Origin of the sequence: Protofrankia sp. Cas8 (assembly GCF_963555845.1) — a bacterium.
In the GTDB taxonomy this organism is placed as follows: Bacteria; Actinomycetota; Actinomycetes; order Frankiales; family Frankiaceae; genus Protofrankia.
The window spans coordinates 1-16,811 of record NZ_CAUVXI010000047.1 but is presented as its reverse complement, the minus strand read 5'-3'; the positions used below and the strand labels follow the sequence as shown (position 1 = coordinate 16,811).

The following is a 16,811-nucleotide window of genomic DNA, read 5'->3' as shown; positions in this document are numbered from 1 at the left end:
GACCCGGAGACGGAAGCGGAAGCGGTGCGAGCCCTCGGCAACGCCAGGGCAGCGGCCCACAGATATCCGGTACCGTTTCCAGTGTGCCGAGCAATGCGCCCCGTGAACCTCGGGACCGCCTGACCAGGTGGTGGGTCACCTGCCGCTGCGGCCATCTTCGTGACAATCATCAACATTACCGGCGTGGCTCTGACTGCGGACAGTGTCCGTGCCCGGCGTTCTCTCGCGTCCGCTCCCGCCGACGCGGCTGACCGGCCCGAACGACCCGAGCCGATCCCGAGCCGATCCCGAGCACAGCGGCTGCCACTGCCTGGGCGCCGACCGCCGGACTCACCGGTGGGGCGGCCGGCGACACGTTTTTCTTCGTTTTCTCCATCACCGTAGAAACAACTGGAAACCTCCGCAACATCTCCGCATCCCCGCCACGGGCCAGTAGGGCGCGGTCGGATCACGGTCGGATCACAGGAATTCTCGGCATGATTAAACAACACGAACACTCCGCGACACCCGCAGCCGTCACCCCTTGGCGATGAATCAACCACTAGCAGTGATGGAATGTGGTACGTTTCCCGTGCCGAGATACGCGCTGTCCAAAGATGACGACAGCTGGTGGCACACGATCGCGGACGGCACAGACACGCACGAGGGGGCAACGGTGCACGGACGCAGATCCGAACGTCAACCAGACTTCTGCTGTAAATCAACTGTCGGATGGGCAACGCTCGCCCGGGAACTCGCCCGGTAACCGGCGACGGAACGCACGTCGTTTGTCGCGTCACCCGCGCCGGAGGGCCAAAGGCGATGCGATCGTGGTTCTGTCGCATCGCCGGCGGCCGAGGTCCCTGGGTCGGACAGCTGGCGTCCGAAGCACGCCCCGGGAACGGAAATCTCCCACGACGGTACCGGCCGCCCGGCCGGTAGTTAGCACCCTGCAAAGACGTTTGTCTCGCGCGCCCGGAGCCAAGGGCATGCTCGCGAGACCGGTCGACTCCGCTACAACCCGTTTCCCCGTGGCCTAAATCGGAGGATATCCGTTGTTCGAGACGTTGCGGCGTCCAGTGGCCCCTCTCTCGGTTAGCATCGTTATTCCAACGCTCAACGAGGCGAAAAACATACCCGACGTCTTCCGCCGGCTGCCACCGGACGCGGAGATAATCCTGGTGGACGGCCGGTCCAGTGACGACACCGTGCGGATCGCATGCGAACTCCGCCCTGACACAGTCGTCGTGCACCAGACACGACGCGGTAAGGGGAACGCTCTTGCCTGCGGCTTCGCCGCCGCCACCGGCGACTTCATCGTCATGCTGGACGCCGACGGTTCGGCGGATCCCGGTGAGATCGCAGACTTCCTCGACGCCCTTCGGAACGGAGCGGACTTCGCCAAGGGAACGCGCTTCGCCCACGGCGGTGGCAGCGCTGACATCACCCGCACCCGCCGGCTGGGAAACCGCGGCCTGTGCGTCCTGGCCAATCTGTTGTTCCGCCGACGCTTCACCGATCTCTGCTATGGCTACAACGCCTTCTCCCGCGCATGCCTACCCGCGCTGGGGCTCGAGCCCGGCCGGCATGGCGGAGTTCGCCAATGGGGTGACGGCTTTGAGATCGAAACATTGATCATGCTGCGGGTGGCAATGGCTGGCCTGCGCATCACCGAGGTGGGCAGTTTCGAGCAGCCCCGTGTTCACGGCGAGTCAAACCTGCGAGCCGGCAGCGACGGGCTGCGGGTACTGCGCACGATCGTGTCCGAGCGGCTACGTCGGCACGACGTTCCAGTCGCTCGGGCCGCCGCGCACGGCACCGTCGTCTCCCCTGGTACGCCTGGTACGCCTGGTACGCCTGGTACGCCTGGTACGCCTGGTACGTCGACCGCGGGCAGCCCCCACCAGCAGGGCACCGGCGACCACCCCGACCTGGCCGGCACCACCTCGGCGAGCTACGCATGACAGCCGTCGACGGCCGGTCCACACCATGTGCGTCCGTCGTGATCTGCGCATACACCGAAGACCGGTGGGCGGATCTGGAACGGGCCGTGGCGAGCCTTTCGGCCCAGACCGCTCCCGCCCACGAAATCATCGTCGTCATTGACCACAACCGCGAGCTGCACCGACGTGCGGCAGCCGGCCTGCCCGGCGTCAATGTCATGGTCAACAACGGCCACCAGGGTCTGTCCGGAGCCCGTAACACCGGTATCGCGGCCGCCACCGGCGACGTCATCGCCTTCCTTGATGACGACGCCGAGGCTGAACCGGCGTGGCTGGCGCACCTGTTGGCTCCGTATTCCGACCCGACCATCGCTGGTGTCGGCGGGCTGGCCGAGCCGCGCTGGCCGTCGAACCGCCCATCATGGTTCCCACCGGAATTCGACTGGGTGGTCGGATGCAGCTACACCGGACTGCCCACGGCCAGCGCACCGGTCCGAAACCCCATCGGTGCCGGCATGTCATTCCGGCGAACGGTCTTCGATCAGGTGGGTGGCTTTACCGACGGACTCGGTCGCCTCGGTGCCCGACCGCTGGGCTGTGAGGAGACCGAGTTCGCAATCCGGCTGCGCGCATACGATCCGACCGCGGTCCTGCTTTACCAGCCGCTGGCGCGGGTAGGCCACCGCGTCACCCGGGAACGCACAACCTGGCGGTACTTCCGGGCCCGTTGCTATGCCGAGGGCCTGTCCAAGGCCGCGGTGGCCCGCAACGTCGGCGACAACGCGGCGCTGGCCAGCGAGAAGGACTACATACGCCGGGTTCTCCCCCGGGCGCTATACCGCGATCTCGGCGCACCCCGCCACTGGACGCGCGTGGGTGCGACCGTCACGGGTCTGGGAATCACCACCGCTGGATATGTCCACGGCCGGTACTTCCCATGGCGAAATTCCGGCAACGCGACCCGCGTCGCTGATTCGCACCGGAGCGCTTAATGATCCCCGTCCTGCTCTACCATGCTGTTTCCGACCATCCGCGGCCGGGTCTGGGCCGGTGGACGGTCACTACCGACGCGTTCGACCGGCATTGTCACTTCATCGCGGAATGCGGCCGCACACCGATGACCGTGTCGCAGTACGCCGGCGCGCTGCGGGCCGGATCTCCATCCGAGGACACGATTGTCATCACGTTCGACGACGGTTACGCCGACACTTTTGCCGCGTGCCGGCGGCTGGCCGCGGGCATCGGGGCCGCCACTGTCTACGTGACGACATCGTGGATCGGCCAACCGGGAATGCTGCGCGAACAGGATCTGATCGTGCTGGCCGCACTCGGCGTGGAGATCGGCGCGCACAGCCACACCCACCGACGCCTCGATGAGCTGGCCGGCCCCGATCTCGAAAACGACATCGTCACGTCGCGCCGCCACCTGACCGGCCGCACCGGCGCGCCCGTCGCCTCGTTCGCCTACCCGCACGGCAACTATGACCGGCGGACCCGGGCCGCGGTCGCCGAGGCAGGCTTCAACTCCGCCTGCGCGGTGCGCAACGCGTTGTCGCACGCGGCCGACGACACCCTGGCCATCGCCCGGCTCACCGTCGCGGCGAGCACCTCTGACGCCCGGCTACGCAGCTGGTTGGACGGGGACGGTCCGCCCGCGCCGGGTGGGGAACTGCTGCGCACCCGGGCCTGGCGATCAGCTCGCCGGATCCGTGCCCGGGTGCTGCAATCGCCGCCGCCGCCGGCGCCGGCGCCCGCGGTGGTCCGGGTCGCAGGAGATCCGCGGTGACGCGCCGGGTAGCCACCGATCGAGCCGACATCGGCACCGATCGAGCCGGTGCCGGGGCCGGACCGGACCTCCCCAGCCAGCGATCACCCGAGTGGTCCGGGCAGCGCGCCAGCCCGCCCGTCGCACGCCGCGATCGAAGTTGGTCGCCGTTTGCCGACGGCCCGGCCGCCCTGCACGAGGTCGAACTGTCCGGCCCCATCCCCGTGCTCACCGACGAGCGGCCGGGGCGCGTCCTGGTGCGGCTGCACGGCCGACCGCTCGGGGTGGTTGCGGTATCGAGCGACCCGGCCGGCCCGGCCGGACTGCCGGCGCGCCAGCTCGCCGGCCTGATCGAGGACGCCCTGGGAGCACGGATCTCGGCCCACCTGCGTGCCGACGGTCTCACCGTCCCGCCCGTCCTGCCGCTCGGTGGGCTCGGTGGGCTCGGTGAGTCGGATGTGTGTCGACCGGTGTCGCCGGGACAATCCGCGACAGTGGTCGTGACAACCTGCTGCGCATCAGCGGCACTGGCCCGCACGCTGGCGGGCATCACCGCCCAGACGGTACGCCCGGCGGACATCGTCGTGGTCGACAACCGACCGCGTGACAGCGGGGTGCCGGCACTGCTGCGGCGGGCCGGGCTCGCCGACATCCGCTACGTGGCCGAGCCCGCCGCGGGACTCTCCCGCGCCCGCAATGCCGGTCTCGCCGCGATCTCGACGCCGCTGGTCGTGTTCACCGATGACGACATCGAGGTCGACCGCCGCTGGCTGGAATTCCTGCTGGCGGGCTTTGTCGACCCGCGGGTGGCCTGCGCGACCGGACTGATCATGCCGCTCGCGCTCGACACCGACGCCCAGGTGCTCTTCGAACGGTTCGGTGGCTTCGGGAAGGGCTTCGAACACCACCGCTTCGACCTTCGTGAGCATCGAGGGGACGACCTCCTGTATCCGTTCGCGGCCGGGGTGTTCGGCAGCGGCGCGAACAGCGCGTTTCGCGCGGACGTGCTGCGGGCCTTGGGCGGGTTCGACATCCGGCTGGGCGCGGGGACGCGTGCGCGCGGAGGCGAGGACCTCGACATGCACCTGTCGGTGGTGATGGCCGGACACGCCCTCGTCTACGAACCGGCCGCGCTGGTCCGCCATGCACACCGGCGGAGCCAGGCGCAGCTGCGCCGGCAGGTGCACGGCTACGGCATCGGTCTCGGTGCGATGGTCACCAAACGGCTGCTGACCCGGCCGCGGGAACGGCGCGAGCTGCTGCGACGAGCGCCGCACGGACTACGCCACATGGTCGATCCGAACAGCCCTAAGAACCTGGGCAAGCAACACGGCTATCCACGATCGTTGTCCGCCGCGGAGCTGGCCGGGATCGTCCGGGGTCCGGGTGCCTACCTCGCGAATGCGCTCCTGGACCGGCCGGCGCCAGCTGCCACCACAGGTGGGTCGGCATCGGCGAACAGGCTGATCTGGTGCGGGGAGGTCGAGCTGGCCGCACCGACAGTCATCCCGCCCGAGCCGCTCGACGCCGCGGGCGAGCCGTACCGCGAGGCCCGCGTCCTGATCCGCCTGCACGGCACACCGCTCGGCTTCCTGCATGTCGATCTCGACGAGGACGTCCTTGATGACGTGACGGTGCGGGCGCTGGCCGCCGGTCAGCTCGGCGACGCCATCCGCGCTCACCTGGACGCCGACGGGCTCGCCCAGCTGCCAGAACCGGCACCCGCACCCGCACCGGCACCCGCACCCGCACCCGCACCGGAACCGGAACCGGGACCGGCCCTGGCCCTGGCCCTGGCGCCCCCGATCACCGTCAGTCATGCATGCCGCCGGACGGTGTCGACCCCGGCGGTCAGTGTTGTGGTGTGCACCCGTGACCGTCCGACTCAGCTCGCCACCAGCCTGGTCTCGCTGCGCGCCCTGGACTGGCCCCGGCTCGACGTCGTCATCGTCGACAACGCGCCGACCGACCGTGCGACCCGGACCATGTTCGCCACCCATACCGCCGGCGACCCCCGGTTCCGGTATGTCGTGGAGCCGCGGCCAGGGCTTTCACGGGCGCGCAACGCGGGTCTGAGCGCCGCGAGCGGTGAGATCGTCGCCTTTACCGACGACGACGTGACCGTGGACGCCGGCTGGATCCGCGGCCTGGTGCGCGGCTTCGAGCGCCGGCCCGATGTGGCCTGCGTCACCGGACTCGTCGCCGCGGCCACTCTGGACAGCCCGGCGGAACGGTACTTCGACGCCCGCGTGTCATGGGCGACGAGCTGCCGGCCGGCGCTGTTCGACCTCGATCGGTCCCGACGGCCGGGCCCGCTGTACCCGTACAGCGCGGGGGCGTTCGGTACTGGCGCGAACATGGCGTTTCGCCGCGATGCGCTGCGTGGCGTCGGCGGCTTCGACGCGGCCCTCGGTGCGGGCACCGCGTCGGCCGGCGGCGAGGACCTCGACGTCTTCGTCCGCCTGCTGCTGGCCGGACACGCCGTCGCCTATGAGCCGGCGGCACTGGTCTGGCACAGTCACCGGGCCGATCTGGATGCGCTGCGCCGGCAGCTTTTCGGCTACGGCACCGGGCTGACCTCGTTCCTCTTCAAGTACCTGCTTGACCCTGCCACGGCTCCGGGCCTGCTCGTCGCGATCCCCGCCGGGGTCGGTCACCTACGGGCGAGTCGGCGACGGACCGGCCGCAGGGTCACCGACACACCGTGGCGGCCACCGGCCGCCAGTCACCGCGCGGCCGCTCCAGCCGAACTGCCCATGCGCCGGCTCTGGTTTCACGAGCTCGCCGGGATGGCCGCTGGTCCGGCGTGTTATCTGCGGTCCCGTTACCGGGCAGCTCACGACCGGTCGACCGAGCGCCGGCCGACCGACGACCAGCCGGTATCACCATGGACGTGAGCGCACACCACGGCCACGGCCACGGCCACGGCCACGGCCACCGCGGCCCGGCCGACCGGGAACGGGCCCTGGTACGGACCGCGAACGCGTTGATGACCACGACCGTGGCAACATCGGCGCTGGGCGTGGCCTTCTGGGTCATCGCCGCCCGGCTGTGCCCGCCCGCCCAGATCGGACGGGACACGGTCCTGGTGGTTGTCATGCAGACGATCGGGGCTGTCGCCGATCTCAACCTGAACGCGACGCTGCCCCGGCTGTTGCCGATCACACCGGGCCGGCGGCGGATGGTCGGGCTCTCCTTCGGTCTCGGCGGCACGGCCGCGCTCATGATCGGCGGAGCGGTCGTCCTGGTCGGGCCGGCGGTGTCCAGGGGGCTGGGCTTCCTGCACGCGGACCCCGGCCTCGAGGTGCTGTTTCCGGTGGCCGCGGCCCTTTGGACGCTGTTCGCCCTGCAGGACTCGGTGCTCGCCACGGTCGGTCGGGCCGGTTGGGTCCCGGTGGAGAACACCGTGTTCGGGCTCGCCAAGATACTCCTATTGATCATCTTGACCCGAATGGGCAGCTCCCACGCGGTCTTCCTCGCGTGGGTCCTGCCGATGGCCGCCCTGACCGTGCCGATCGGCAGCTGGCTGCTGCGCCGCGGGTTGGTCGACGGCCCGCGCAGCCGTACCCGACGCCCGGACAAGCCCGCGCGATCGGCGCTACTGCGCTTTCTCGCCTGGGACTACGGGGCGCTGCTGGCCGCGCAGACCGGCGTGGTGGCGGTGCCGCTCGGCGTCCTGGCCTGGTGCGGAGACGACGCGAACGCATCCTTCTCGGTCGGGTTCACGATTGTGTTGGCGGTCGAGTCGCTTGTCCTGTCCGTGGGCCTGTCCCTGACCATCCAGGCAGCCAGCGCCGTGGACACGGCCACGGCCCTCACCCGGTCGGCGTTGCGCCGATTCGGACCCGGGTTACTGGCGGGCGTGGCACTGGCGGTGATCGCGGCTCCGCTGCTGCTCGCCCCGTACGGCCGGACCTACGTCAACGGCGGCACCACCGCGCTGCGGCTGCTGCTCGTCGCGAGTATCCCGCAGGCCGCGGTGACGCTGCGCTGCGTGCTGTGGCGCCTGGACGGACTGAGCCGGCGCAGCTGCGCCATCCAAGTCATGTCACTGTGCGTACTTTTCCTGACGCTCGTCCCGCTGACCAGGTGGTGGGGCACCACCGGGGCGGCGTCCGCCTGGCTCGCCGCGCACAGCGTGGGCGCGCTGCTCGTCGCTCCCGGTCTGACACGCCGGATCACCGCCCGCACAACGCCCACCGGCGGCCAGCCCACCGGCGGCCAGCCCACCGGCGGCCAGCCCACCGGCGGCCAGCCCACCGACGGCCAGCCTGGCCCGGCCCCCTCGCCACAGATCCCATCCGCGGGCGATCCGCGTGACCTGATGAACACGGGAGCAGACACGTGATCGAACCGCGGCGTCGATGCGCGGTGGACTGCGCCCTGCTGGCGCTTGCCGTGCTGACCCTGCTGGCGGCCGGCACCGGCACGCACTCACCGGTGCGGACCGTGCTGGCTCTGCTGGCCACAGTGCTGCTGCCCGGCGCGGCAGCACTGACCACGCTCCGTTTGGACGATGTCCTTACGTGGCTCGCAGTTACGGTAAGCGTCAGCCTCGCTACGCTAACCCTCGTGGCGGTGGTCACCATCGAGGTCGGCTGGTGGAACCCGGAGGCGCTCCTGAGCTGCCTCGGACTCGCATCCAGCGGCGTGCTCGCCTGGGATCTTCGGCGAGCGCTCGGCGAACTGTCCGCGACGACCCCCGAACGGCAGCGGAGACACCGGGGATGACCGCCAACCCGCCGATCCACACGTTGACCCAACCGTTGGCGTCGGTCCCGCTCCCGACCACGACCACGACAGTTACGGGCTCGACCGCTGCGGCCCGGAATCTGGGCGGGCTCACACTGACCATGACGGTGGGCACCACCGGCATCATCATGTGGGCGACGTCCCTTGGCGGCATCCGGATGGACTCCCTCGGGGACTACGGCCTGCCGCCGGCCCTGCCCGTGCGCTGGTACGCCGGACTCGCCCTGCTGGTCATCGGACACGCGGGCGCGCTGTGCCAGCGGCGGTCGAGACCGTGGTTGCTCGCCGGTTTCCTCACCGCAACCGTGGTCGTCCTCTACGGGACGGTGCCACTGTGCGCGGACGTTCCACACTACCCATGGGTGTACAAGCACATCGGCGTCGTCCGGTACATCGACGTACACGGCAGTATCGACCCCGGAATCGACATCTACCATCGGTGGCCGGGATTCTTTGCGGTCGCCACGCTGTTCGGCCGGCTCGCCGGTCAGCGCAATCCGGTGACATACGCGGCCTGGGCCGAGGTCTTCTTTCCGCTCGTCCAGGCCGGCATAGTCGCCGCGACCGCGCGGACCCTGACCGGCCGTACCCGCACCGCCGCCACGGCCGCTTTCCTTTTCGTCGTCACAAACTGGGTGGGTCAGAGCTATTTCGCCCCGCAGGCATTCGGGCTCACAATGGGCCTCGGTCTGTATCTGGTCGCGCTGCGGTTCCTGGGCACCCGGCGGCCGACCGTCGAGCTCACCGCGGTTACCGGGAAAGCCGCGCGACGGACGGCCATCACGATCATCTGCATGCTACAGGCAGCGGTGGTCGTCAGCCACCAGCTCACTCCGTACCTGATCGTCGCCGGAATGGGCGCATTGAGTGTCGCGGGATACCTCCGGCCACGGTGGCTGACACTTGTGCTGGCCGGACTCGCCCTGGCCTGGCTCGCGCCGAACCTCGGTTACGTCGAGCACAATTTCGGCCTGCTCTCCGGAGCGAACCCGGTTGCCAACGCCACGAACGCGCACGTCCACGAGTTCTCCCCCCAGCCCGGAAAAATCTTCAATGCACGCGCCGGGTACGCACTCACGGCCTCCGTGTGCTTGCTGGCCATCATCGGCGCCTGGCGTGGCCTGCGCCGGGGGGAACGCGCGGTCGGGATCGCGCTGGTGCTCGCGGTGGTCCCCGTAGGGATCGTGTTCGCCCAGAACTACGGCGGCGAGGCGTCGCTGCGGGTCGTGCTGTTCGCCCTGCCGTTCGCATCCGTTCTCGGCGCCCTCGCCCTCGAACCCACCGACGGCGGATGGCGCCTGCGCCAGATGCCATCGGTCAGCATCGTGACCGGCGCTCTGGTCGCCATGTTCCTGCCCGCGTTCACCGGGCAGGAGGAAATCAACATCATGACGCCGGATACCGTCCGGGCCGCCGACTACTTCGACACCCATGCCGCAACGGGGTCTGTCCTCCTTCTCGCCGGCCCCGACTTTCCCCTCCGGTACGGCCCGAGATACCCGGAATTTCGGAGTCCAGGAAGTGATGACGACCCCAACCTGCTGCACGCGGTCAGGTTCCGCAACCGCCAGCTGGGCGCGGCCGACCTCGACGATGTCGTCACGGTGCTGCGGCAGTACTCCACCCATGGGTATCTTGCGTTCGCGACCTCGCAGGACGTCTATGCCGATGTCTTCGGGCTCACGCCACCGGGAGCGTTGAACTCCCTGGAGGACGCGGTCGCGCGCTCGCCACGCTTCCAGGTTTTCTTCACCAGCCCGACCGCCCGCATTTACACCTACCAGGCAAACCGGTGATGACGGTCGGGTCACCGGCTCACTCCGGGAGGCGCCGGCAACAGCAACAGCAACAGCAACAGCAACAGCGCGACTACCGAAATCCGCGGCAGCGGGGCCGACACCGGGCGACGCGCGGAAACACGGTTTCGGCGAATGCCGTCCCTGAATGGCGGTCCCCACGAACCCGCGCCCCGCGAACGGCCGCCCGGCGCGGTGTCCTCTATCGCAGCGTCCTTGACCGCAGCGTCCTGTACCGCAACGGACTGGCCCTGGTCGTCAACAGCGGGGTGTCCTCTCTGGTGGGGAGCGGGTACTGGATACTCGCCGCGCGCAGCGCCACCCCGGCCACGATCGGTGAGGTCACGGCTCTGGTCGCAGCGCTCAGTGCCCTGTCCACCCTCGCCCAGTTCAGCTTCGGCGGCGCGTTCGCGACGTTTCTCCCGAGCGCCGGGACATCCGCCCGAGCCCTGGTACTGATCGGCTATGGCGTGGCGAGCGGCGCAAGCCTGCTCCTGGGCACAGTGTTCGTGCTGGTAGCCCCCAGGATGAGCCCGGCCCTGGCAGTGCTGGGACGCCCCGGCGCGGCGATCGGCTTCACCCTGGCGGTCGCGCTATGGTCGATCTTCTCTTTGCAGGACAGCGTGTTGACAGGCCTACGTGCCGCAGTCTGGGTGCCGATCGAGAACGTCGCCTACAGCACCACCAAGCTCGCGACGCTGGCTACGCTGGCCGCCCTCGGGCAGTGCGGTGCGCTCGGGCTCTTCGGCTCGTGGGCGCTGCCACCTGTGGTCTTCATCGCGGGCGTCTCCTGGCTGCTGTGGACACGTCTGCTTCCACCGGCCAACGCCACATCGGCCGGGCCCAGAACCAGAGCCGCCAGGCTGCCGATCGGGGCTACGGCGGTGTTCCGCTTCCTGTCCGGTGACGCCGTCGGAATGGTCTTCGCCCAGATCGCGACGACCTTCCTGCCGGTACTCGTCGTGGTCCGGATGGGTTCAAACGCCGGCGGCGCGTTCGGCATCGCCTGGATGCTGACGGTGTCGGTCGACCTGATCACAGTCGGCATGGGGATCTCGCTGACCGTCGAAGGCGCCCAGCCCGGCGCCGACGTCGACGCCCTGCACAGGGCCTTACTGCGCCGGGTCCTGCCGGTGGTAGCGGCGGTCGGCGCCGCCGGCATCGCCGGGGCTCCACTGATCCTAAGGATCTTCGGGGCGACCTACGCCGAGCAGGCCAGCACCGTCCTGCGGCTGCTGCTCCTCGGCGGTATGGCCCGAGCCGTGACCGTGCTGGCCGTCTGTGCGGCGAGGGCGCGGCGCCAGGTCGGCCGGATCGTCATCCTGCAGGCCATTCCCGCGGTGCTCGTGACTACGGGTGCCTGGCACTTCGCCAAGCCACTGGGGCTGGCCGGTGTCGGTCTGGCCTGGGCTGTCGCACAGAGCGTCACAGCGGTGGTCGCCGCCGCGCTCAGCCGCCGATCGTACCCGGCCAGAGTTCACAACAACAGAATCCGCGACAGTGGAGAAGAGGATGACCTTCATGCGTATGGCCGGTCGTGACCGTGCCTGGATAGGCCGGCGGCACATCATGCTCGCCGGCCCGGCCGAAATGCCGGACGTGACCGCGGTCCGGGTCGCCGCGGAGCAACTGTTCACCATGAAACCGGACCATCGGCTGTTCCGCAGGCTCGACCCGAGCTCGACAAAGTGGATACCGACCCCGGCGGGTGACATACGCCGCCACTGCGTGGCGACTATCGTTCCGATGGACGATCCCGATCAGGACGACCTCGCCGGCCATATCGAACGCCTCTACACATCCGCGGTGCCGACGCTGCCGTTCCAGATCTATGTCGGACGTCGGTACGCGGCACTGTCGATGGCCCATTGCCTCGGCGACGGCTGGTTGAGTACCAACGCTTTCCCCGCCCTGCTGCGCGCCGGCCTCGACGGCGACCCACCGGTGGCGCTGACCGGGGATGAGACGGCGCTGCCGCTGGCGCGGGCGCTCATCCGCTTCTACGGTCGTGATCCGCGCCGCCTACTGGCGACGGTGCGTGATGCACGGTCCAGTCCGCCGAAGAGCGCAGCTCCCGCCCGCACCGGGCGGATGCCGGCGGCGGCAGCCGGCAACGCTCCAAGCCGACCGGCCGACGCCGCGCCGGCGGTTGTCGCACGACGCAGCCCCGGGTCGACGCTGGCCGACATCCGCAGCTGGCGCGACGCGCACGCCCCCGACTCGACCAGCGCCGCCGTCCTGTTCGCCGCGGCCCGGGTCGCGTTCGACCGCTGTGGGCTGGGACCACCCGCCGGTGCCGGCGTGTTCACGCTGATCGACAACCGGCGCTTCCTGCCGGCCGACGCGACCGTCGCCGGCAACTTCGCGGTGGGTCTGCACATGACCCCGGTCGATCCGGTCGATCCGGTCGCCATCAGCCGGACACTGCGCCAAACGGTCACATCTGGTCGATCTCTGGCCACGCTATGTCTCATTGCCGTGCGCGGGTATCGACAACGGCTGCCAGCGGCATCGCTACCGACCGACGCCCACTCGCCGGCACATCCGTGCCTGGTGCTCAACCACCTGGGACGGGTGCCGCGCTTCGAACAGCTCAGCTGGATCGGCGGATCGGCGGGCGGGGATCCCGGCCCGGATGCCCCCCAGGTGTACTCGGCGTCCACGCCCGGGGGCAGCGACGTCATATCCGTGAAGTTCGTCGAGCTACGCGGCGCGGTGTCGGTCACCGCCACCTTCCACCCGTCGAGCTTCCCCCGGTCCGCTGTGGCCGCCGCGATCGACCTGCTGTGCGCCGGCCCGCTTGACCTGCTGACCGATCCGGGCCGCACGGTCACCGGCCCGTCGTCGGTGTCAGGAACAAACCGGTGACCACATCCACGACCGTCCTGGACCCAGCGACACCGCTGGCGCCGCAGGTGCCGATGGTGCCCCTGGCGCCCCTGGCGCCCCTGGCGCCGGAGCCGGAGCCGGAGCCGGCACGCTGCCGGGTACTGGTTGTCGAGCAGGGTGAGGGAGTCTGGGGGGCGCAGCGTTATCTGCTGCGGCTCGCGCCGCTGCTGCGCGACCGTGGCGTCGAGCAGATCCTCGCGGCCCCTGCCGGCAGTGCGACGGCCGCGGCATGGCGGGCCAGCGGACTGTTGCACGTCGTGCTGGCCGCGCCCGACGACCGCGGGATACGCACACCGGCCGGCCGCCTCAGCCCGGCCAACGCGGTCCGGGAGCTTGGGCGGACCGCCGTCCTCGCCCGACGCACCGCCGCACTCGCGCGCCTGCTCGACGTGGATGTCGTGCACGCGAACAGCCACTGGTCCCATCTGGAATGCGTGCTGGCGGGTCGGCTGGCCAGCCGAGCGGTTGTCCTGCACCTGCATGAGGAGAACGAACCGGATCTGATCGGGCGGCTGCGGGGTCTGGCGGTACGCGGCGCCCAGGCGTCGGTCGCGGTCAGTGACGCGGTGGCGGCGTCGTTGCCGCCCGAGGCAGCCCGCCGTACCCAGGTGATCCGCAACGGGGTGGACACGGATGCGATGCGCCCGGGAGCCGCCGACCCCGAGATACGTGCCCAGCTGGCGGCCGATCCGTCCGCCCCCGTGGTACTGGCGCTGTCCCGGCTCGACCCACGCAAAGGCGTGGACACCGTCATCCGAGCGGTAGCCGCGCTACCCGGGCGATTCGCCTGCACTCAACTCGCCGTCGCGGGCACGCCGAGCCTCGATCCGGCGCACGCGGGGACGCTGCGCGAACTCGGAGCCAGCCTGCTCGGCCTGCGGATACGTTTCCTCGGCCCGCGCACGGATGTCGCGGACCTGCTACGGGCGTGCGACGCCCTGGTGCTCGCGTCCAGTCTGGAAGGTCTACCGTTGAGCGTTCTGGAAGCACAGGCCTGTGGAACACCGGTTGTGGCGTTTCCAACAGCCGGGATTCCGGAAATCGTGACGGACGGCGTGACCGGGCTGCTCGCCCGCACGGGGGACGTCGATGATCTCGCCCGTCGCCTGAGCGAGCTGCTCGGCGATCCTGCTCATGGCCGGCGGATCTCTGCGGCTGCCCGCGCGAACGTGCTCGCCCGCCATACCCTCACCCAGCAGGCCGACAACCAGGCGGAACTGCTGCACTGCCTGATGGCGGCACGGCACCAGACCGGGCCGGGGCGCCAGCCATCCAAGCAATAGGCCCCGGGGCCTTGCTGGCCAAAGGGCGTGCGAGAAAACCACGATTGCACGCCCTTTGGCCGGCTAGGCGCTGGCCGCCCGCTCCCGGGCCCGGATTTCCCGGCGTAGCTCGGGAGGTAGTGCGAACAGTAGATGCTCCTCGGCCGAGGTCACCTGCTCGACATCGTCGAAACCGCGTTCGGCGAGCCAGGCGACAACCTCGGTGACCAGCTCCTCAGGAACAGAGGCCCCACTGGTCACGCCGATGGTCTCGACCCCGTCGAGCCAGGCCGGATCCACCTGGCTGGCGTCGTCCACCAGGTAGGCCGCGGGCACCCCGTGGTCGAGGGCGACCTCGACCAGACGCACGGAGTTCGACGAGTTCGGCGACCCGACCACAAGGATCAGCTCAACCTGGCTCGCGATCTCCTTGACCGCGACCTGGCGGTTCTGGGTGGCATAGCAGATGTCGGCACTCGGCGGCCCCTGCAGCAGCGGGAACCGCTCACGCAGCGCGTGCACCGTCGTCTCGGTCTCGTCGACCGACAGAGTGGTCTGCGAGAGATAGGCGACTCTGGACTCATCGCGAACCTTGACAGCCGCCGCATCTTCCACGCCGTCCACCAGGTGGATGCGGTCGGGCGCTTGGCCCGTGGTACCGACAACCTCCTCGTGACCTTCGTGGCCGATGAGGAGGATGTCGAAGTCCTCCTTGGCGAATCGGCGTGCCTCGCCGTGAACCTTCGTCACGAGCGGGCACGTGGCGTCGATCGTTCGCAGTTCCCGGGACCTCGCCTCCTCATGGACGGACGGTGCGACACCGTGGGCAGAAAACACCACGGTCGCCCCGGCAGGAACCTCGTCCGTCTCGTCCACAAAGATCGCGCCCTTTGCCTCCAGCGTCTTGACGACGTGGGCATTGTGCACGATCTGCTTGCGCACGTAGACGGGAGCGCCGTACAGCTCCAGCGTCTTCTCGACCGTCAGCACCGCTCGGTCGACACCAGCGCAGTACCCGCGCGGATTGGCCAACAGGATCCGCCCCATGCCCGGAAGTCTACGCGGCCCGGCACCTGCTGGAGGGCCGAACGATAACCGTCACACGCCGGCAACCTGCACGGACACCGGGAGCGGTTTGTGCATGGATCGACGGTTGAAGTCGTTACGGTGGCCCGGTGGCACTCACCTCCTCGCCGGAGCAGCCGCTACCGGTCCGCACGATTTCCCGGGCGATCGGGGACTGGGTCAACCGGCTTGGCCGCGTATGGGTGGAAGGACAGCTCACCGAGATCGTCCGCCGGCCCGGCCTCGCCACCGTCTTCCTCACCCTGCGCGATCCCGTCGCCGACGTCTCGTTGCGGCTGACCTGCCCGCGAGCCGTGTGCGAGGCGATCGGCGCCGGCCTCGTCGACGGCGCCCGGGTGGTGGTCTGGGGCAAGCCGTCCTTCCACCCCGCCCGGGGGACCCTCGCGCTCGCCGTTGTGGAGATCCGCCCGCTCGGAGCGGGCGCCCTGCTGGCACGGCTTGAACAACTTCGCGGCCTGCTCGCGGCCGAGGGGCTGTTCGCCGCGTCCCGCAAGCGCCGACCGCCCTTCCTCCCGCGAGCCGTCGGACTGATCACCGGACGGGCGAGCGCGGCCGAGCGGGACGTGGTGGAAAACGCCCGCCGCCGCTGGCCCGCCGTGCGGATCGTGCAACGCGAGGTGGCGGTCCAGGGACCGCTCGCCGTGGGGCAGGTCATCGACGCGTTGCGTGAGCTCGACCGCATCCCCGAGGTGGACGTCATCGTCATCGCCCGGGGCGGTGGGTCGATGGAGGACCTGCTGCCGTTCTCCGATGAGGCGTTGATACGGGCCGTGGCCGCGGCGACCACCGCGGTGGTGTCCGCCATCGGTCACGAGCAGGACGCGCCCCTGCTCGACTTCGTCGCCGACGTCCGCGCATCCACCCCGACGGACGCGGCAAAAAGGGTCGTGCCGGACGTCGCCGAGCAGCGCGCGCTGGTGGTCACGTTGCGCGACCGGTCACGGCGGGTCATCGAACATCGGCTGAACCACGAGGAACGCGGACTGGTCGCCCTGCGCAGCCGGCCCGCCCTGGCCGCTCCCGGACGCGAGCTCGACCGGCAGGTCGGGTACGTGAGTGAGCTACGGGCCCGCGCACGACGCGGCGTGACGCACATCCTGGATCGGGCCGAGGGTGAGCTGGCCCACGCCCGCGCCCAGATGCACGCGCTGTCACCGGCTGCGACCTTGGACCGGGGATACGCCGTGGTCCACCGGACCGCCGACGGCGCCATCGTGCGCGACCCGGTGCAGGTGGATGCCGGCGACGAACTGACCATCCAGGTTGCCGCCGGGTCCTTCCCCGCAACCGCCCGTGCAGGTCCCGCGCAGGCGTCCCCTATCGCCGGTGGCTCTAACCT

Annotated in this window: 12 protein-coding genes; 11 read left to right on the top strand and 1 reads right to left on the bottom strand. The window is 69.9% G+C overall.

Translation table 11 applies throughout. The annotated features are described in order from the left end of the window. Positions 1-1,034 precede the first annotated feature (1,034 nt). The 10 genes from U9977_RS09730 to U9977_RS09685 all read left to right on the top strand — a co-directional run bounded on the left by U9977_RS09730 (position 1,035) and on the right by U9977_RS09685 (position 14,407). Entirely contained in the window at positions 1,035-1,943 is a 909-nt protein-coding gene (locus tag U9977_RS09730; RefSeq protein ID WP_322748883.1) for a glycosyltransferase family 2 protein, read from the top strand. Then, on the top strand, positions 1,940-2,914 hold the full coding sequence (locus U9977_RS09725) for a glycosyltransferase family 2 protein (RefSeq protein WP_322748882.1): 975 nt from the start codon (positions 1,940-1,942) through the stop codon (positions 2,912-2,914). Before U9977_RS09730 ends, U9977_RS09725 begins: the two co-directional genes overlap by 4 nt. Then, positions 2,914-3,708 (top strand): polysaccharide deacetylase family protein, encoded by a 795-nt coding sequence (locus U9977_RS09720; RefSeq protein WP_322748881.1) that lies wholly within the window; start codon positions 2,914-2,916, stop codon positions 3,706-3,708. Before U9977_RS09725 ends, U9977_RS09720 begins: the two co-directional genes overlap by 1 nt. Continuing rightward, positions 3,705-6,584: a glycosyltransferase gene (locus U9977_RS09715; protein WP_322748880.1), complete on the top strand. Its 2,880-nt coding sequence runs from the start codon at positions 3,705-3,707 to the stop codon at positions 6,582-6,584. Before U9977_RS09720 ends, U9977_RS09715 begins: the two co-directional genes overlap by 4 nt. Then, positions 6,575-8,035, top strand: a complete 1,461-nt coding sequence (locus U9977_RS09710; RefSeq protein WP_322748879.1) for a hypothetical protein — start codon at positions 6,575-6,577, stop codon at positions 8,033-8,035. The genes U9977_RS09715 and U9977_RS09710 overlap by 10 nt, the downstream gene beginning before the upstream one ends. Then, positions 8,032-8,418 (top strand): hypothetical protein, encoded by a 387-nt coding sequence (locus tag U9977_RS09705; RefSeq protein WP_322748878.1) that lies wholly within the window; start codon positions 8,032-8,034, stop codon positions 8,416-8,418. The genes U9977_RS09710 and U9977_RS09705 overlap by 4 nt, the downstream gene beginning before the upstream one ends. Further along, entirely contained in the window at positions 8,415-10,235 is a 1,821-nt protein-coding gene (locus U9977_RS09700) for a hypothetical protein (protein ID WP_322748877.1), read from the top strand. The genes U9977_RS09705 and U9977_RS09700 overlap by 4 nt, the downstream gene beginning before the upstream one ends. Before the next feature lie 281 nt (positions 10,236-10,516). After that, entirely contained in the window at positions 10,517-11,776 is a 1,260-nt protein-coding gene (locus U9977_RS09695; protein WP_322748876.1) for a hypothetical protein, read from the top strand. Continuing rightward, positions 11,748-13,103 carry a hypothetical protein gene (locus U9977_RS09690; RefSeq protein WP_322748875.1) on the top strand — a complete coding sequence of 452 codons (1,356 nt, stop codon included), beginning with the start codon at positions 11,748-11,750 and terminating at the stop codon, positions 13,101-13,103. The genes U9977_RS09695 and U9977_RS09690 overlap by 29 nt, the downstream gene beginning before the upstream one ends. Further along, positions 13,100-14,407 carry a glycosyltransferase family 4 protein gene (locus U9977_RS09685; RefSeq protein ID WP_322748874.1) on the top strand — a complete coding sequence of 436 codons (1,308 nt, stop codon included), beginning with the start codon at positions 13,100-13,102 and terminating at the stop codon, positions 14,405-14,407. Before U9977_RS09690 ends, U9977_RS09685 begins: the two co-directional genes overlap by 4 nt. Before the next feature lie 63 nt (positions 14,408-14,470). Here the strand turns inward: U9977_RS09685 and U9977_RS09680 are convergent, their stop codons facing one another. Further along, positions 14,471-15,433 (bottom strand): 4-hydroxy-3-methylbut-2-enyl diphosphate reductase, encoded by a 963-nt coding sequence (locus U9977_RS09680; protein WP_322748873.1) that lies wholly within the window; start codon positions 15,431-15,433, stop codon positions 14,471-14,473. 128 nt (positions 15,434-15,561) lie between these two features. On the opposite strand from U9977_RS09680, the gene xseA reads away from it, so the two are divergent. Then, the coding region (gene xseA, locus U9977_RS09675; RefSeq protein WP_322748872.1) for an exodeoxyribonuclease VII large subunit at positions 15,562-16,811 on the top strand (1,250 nt) is incomplete at its 3' end.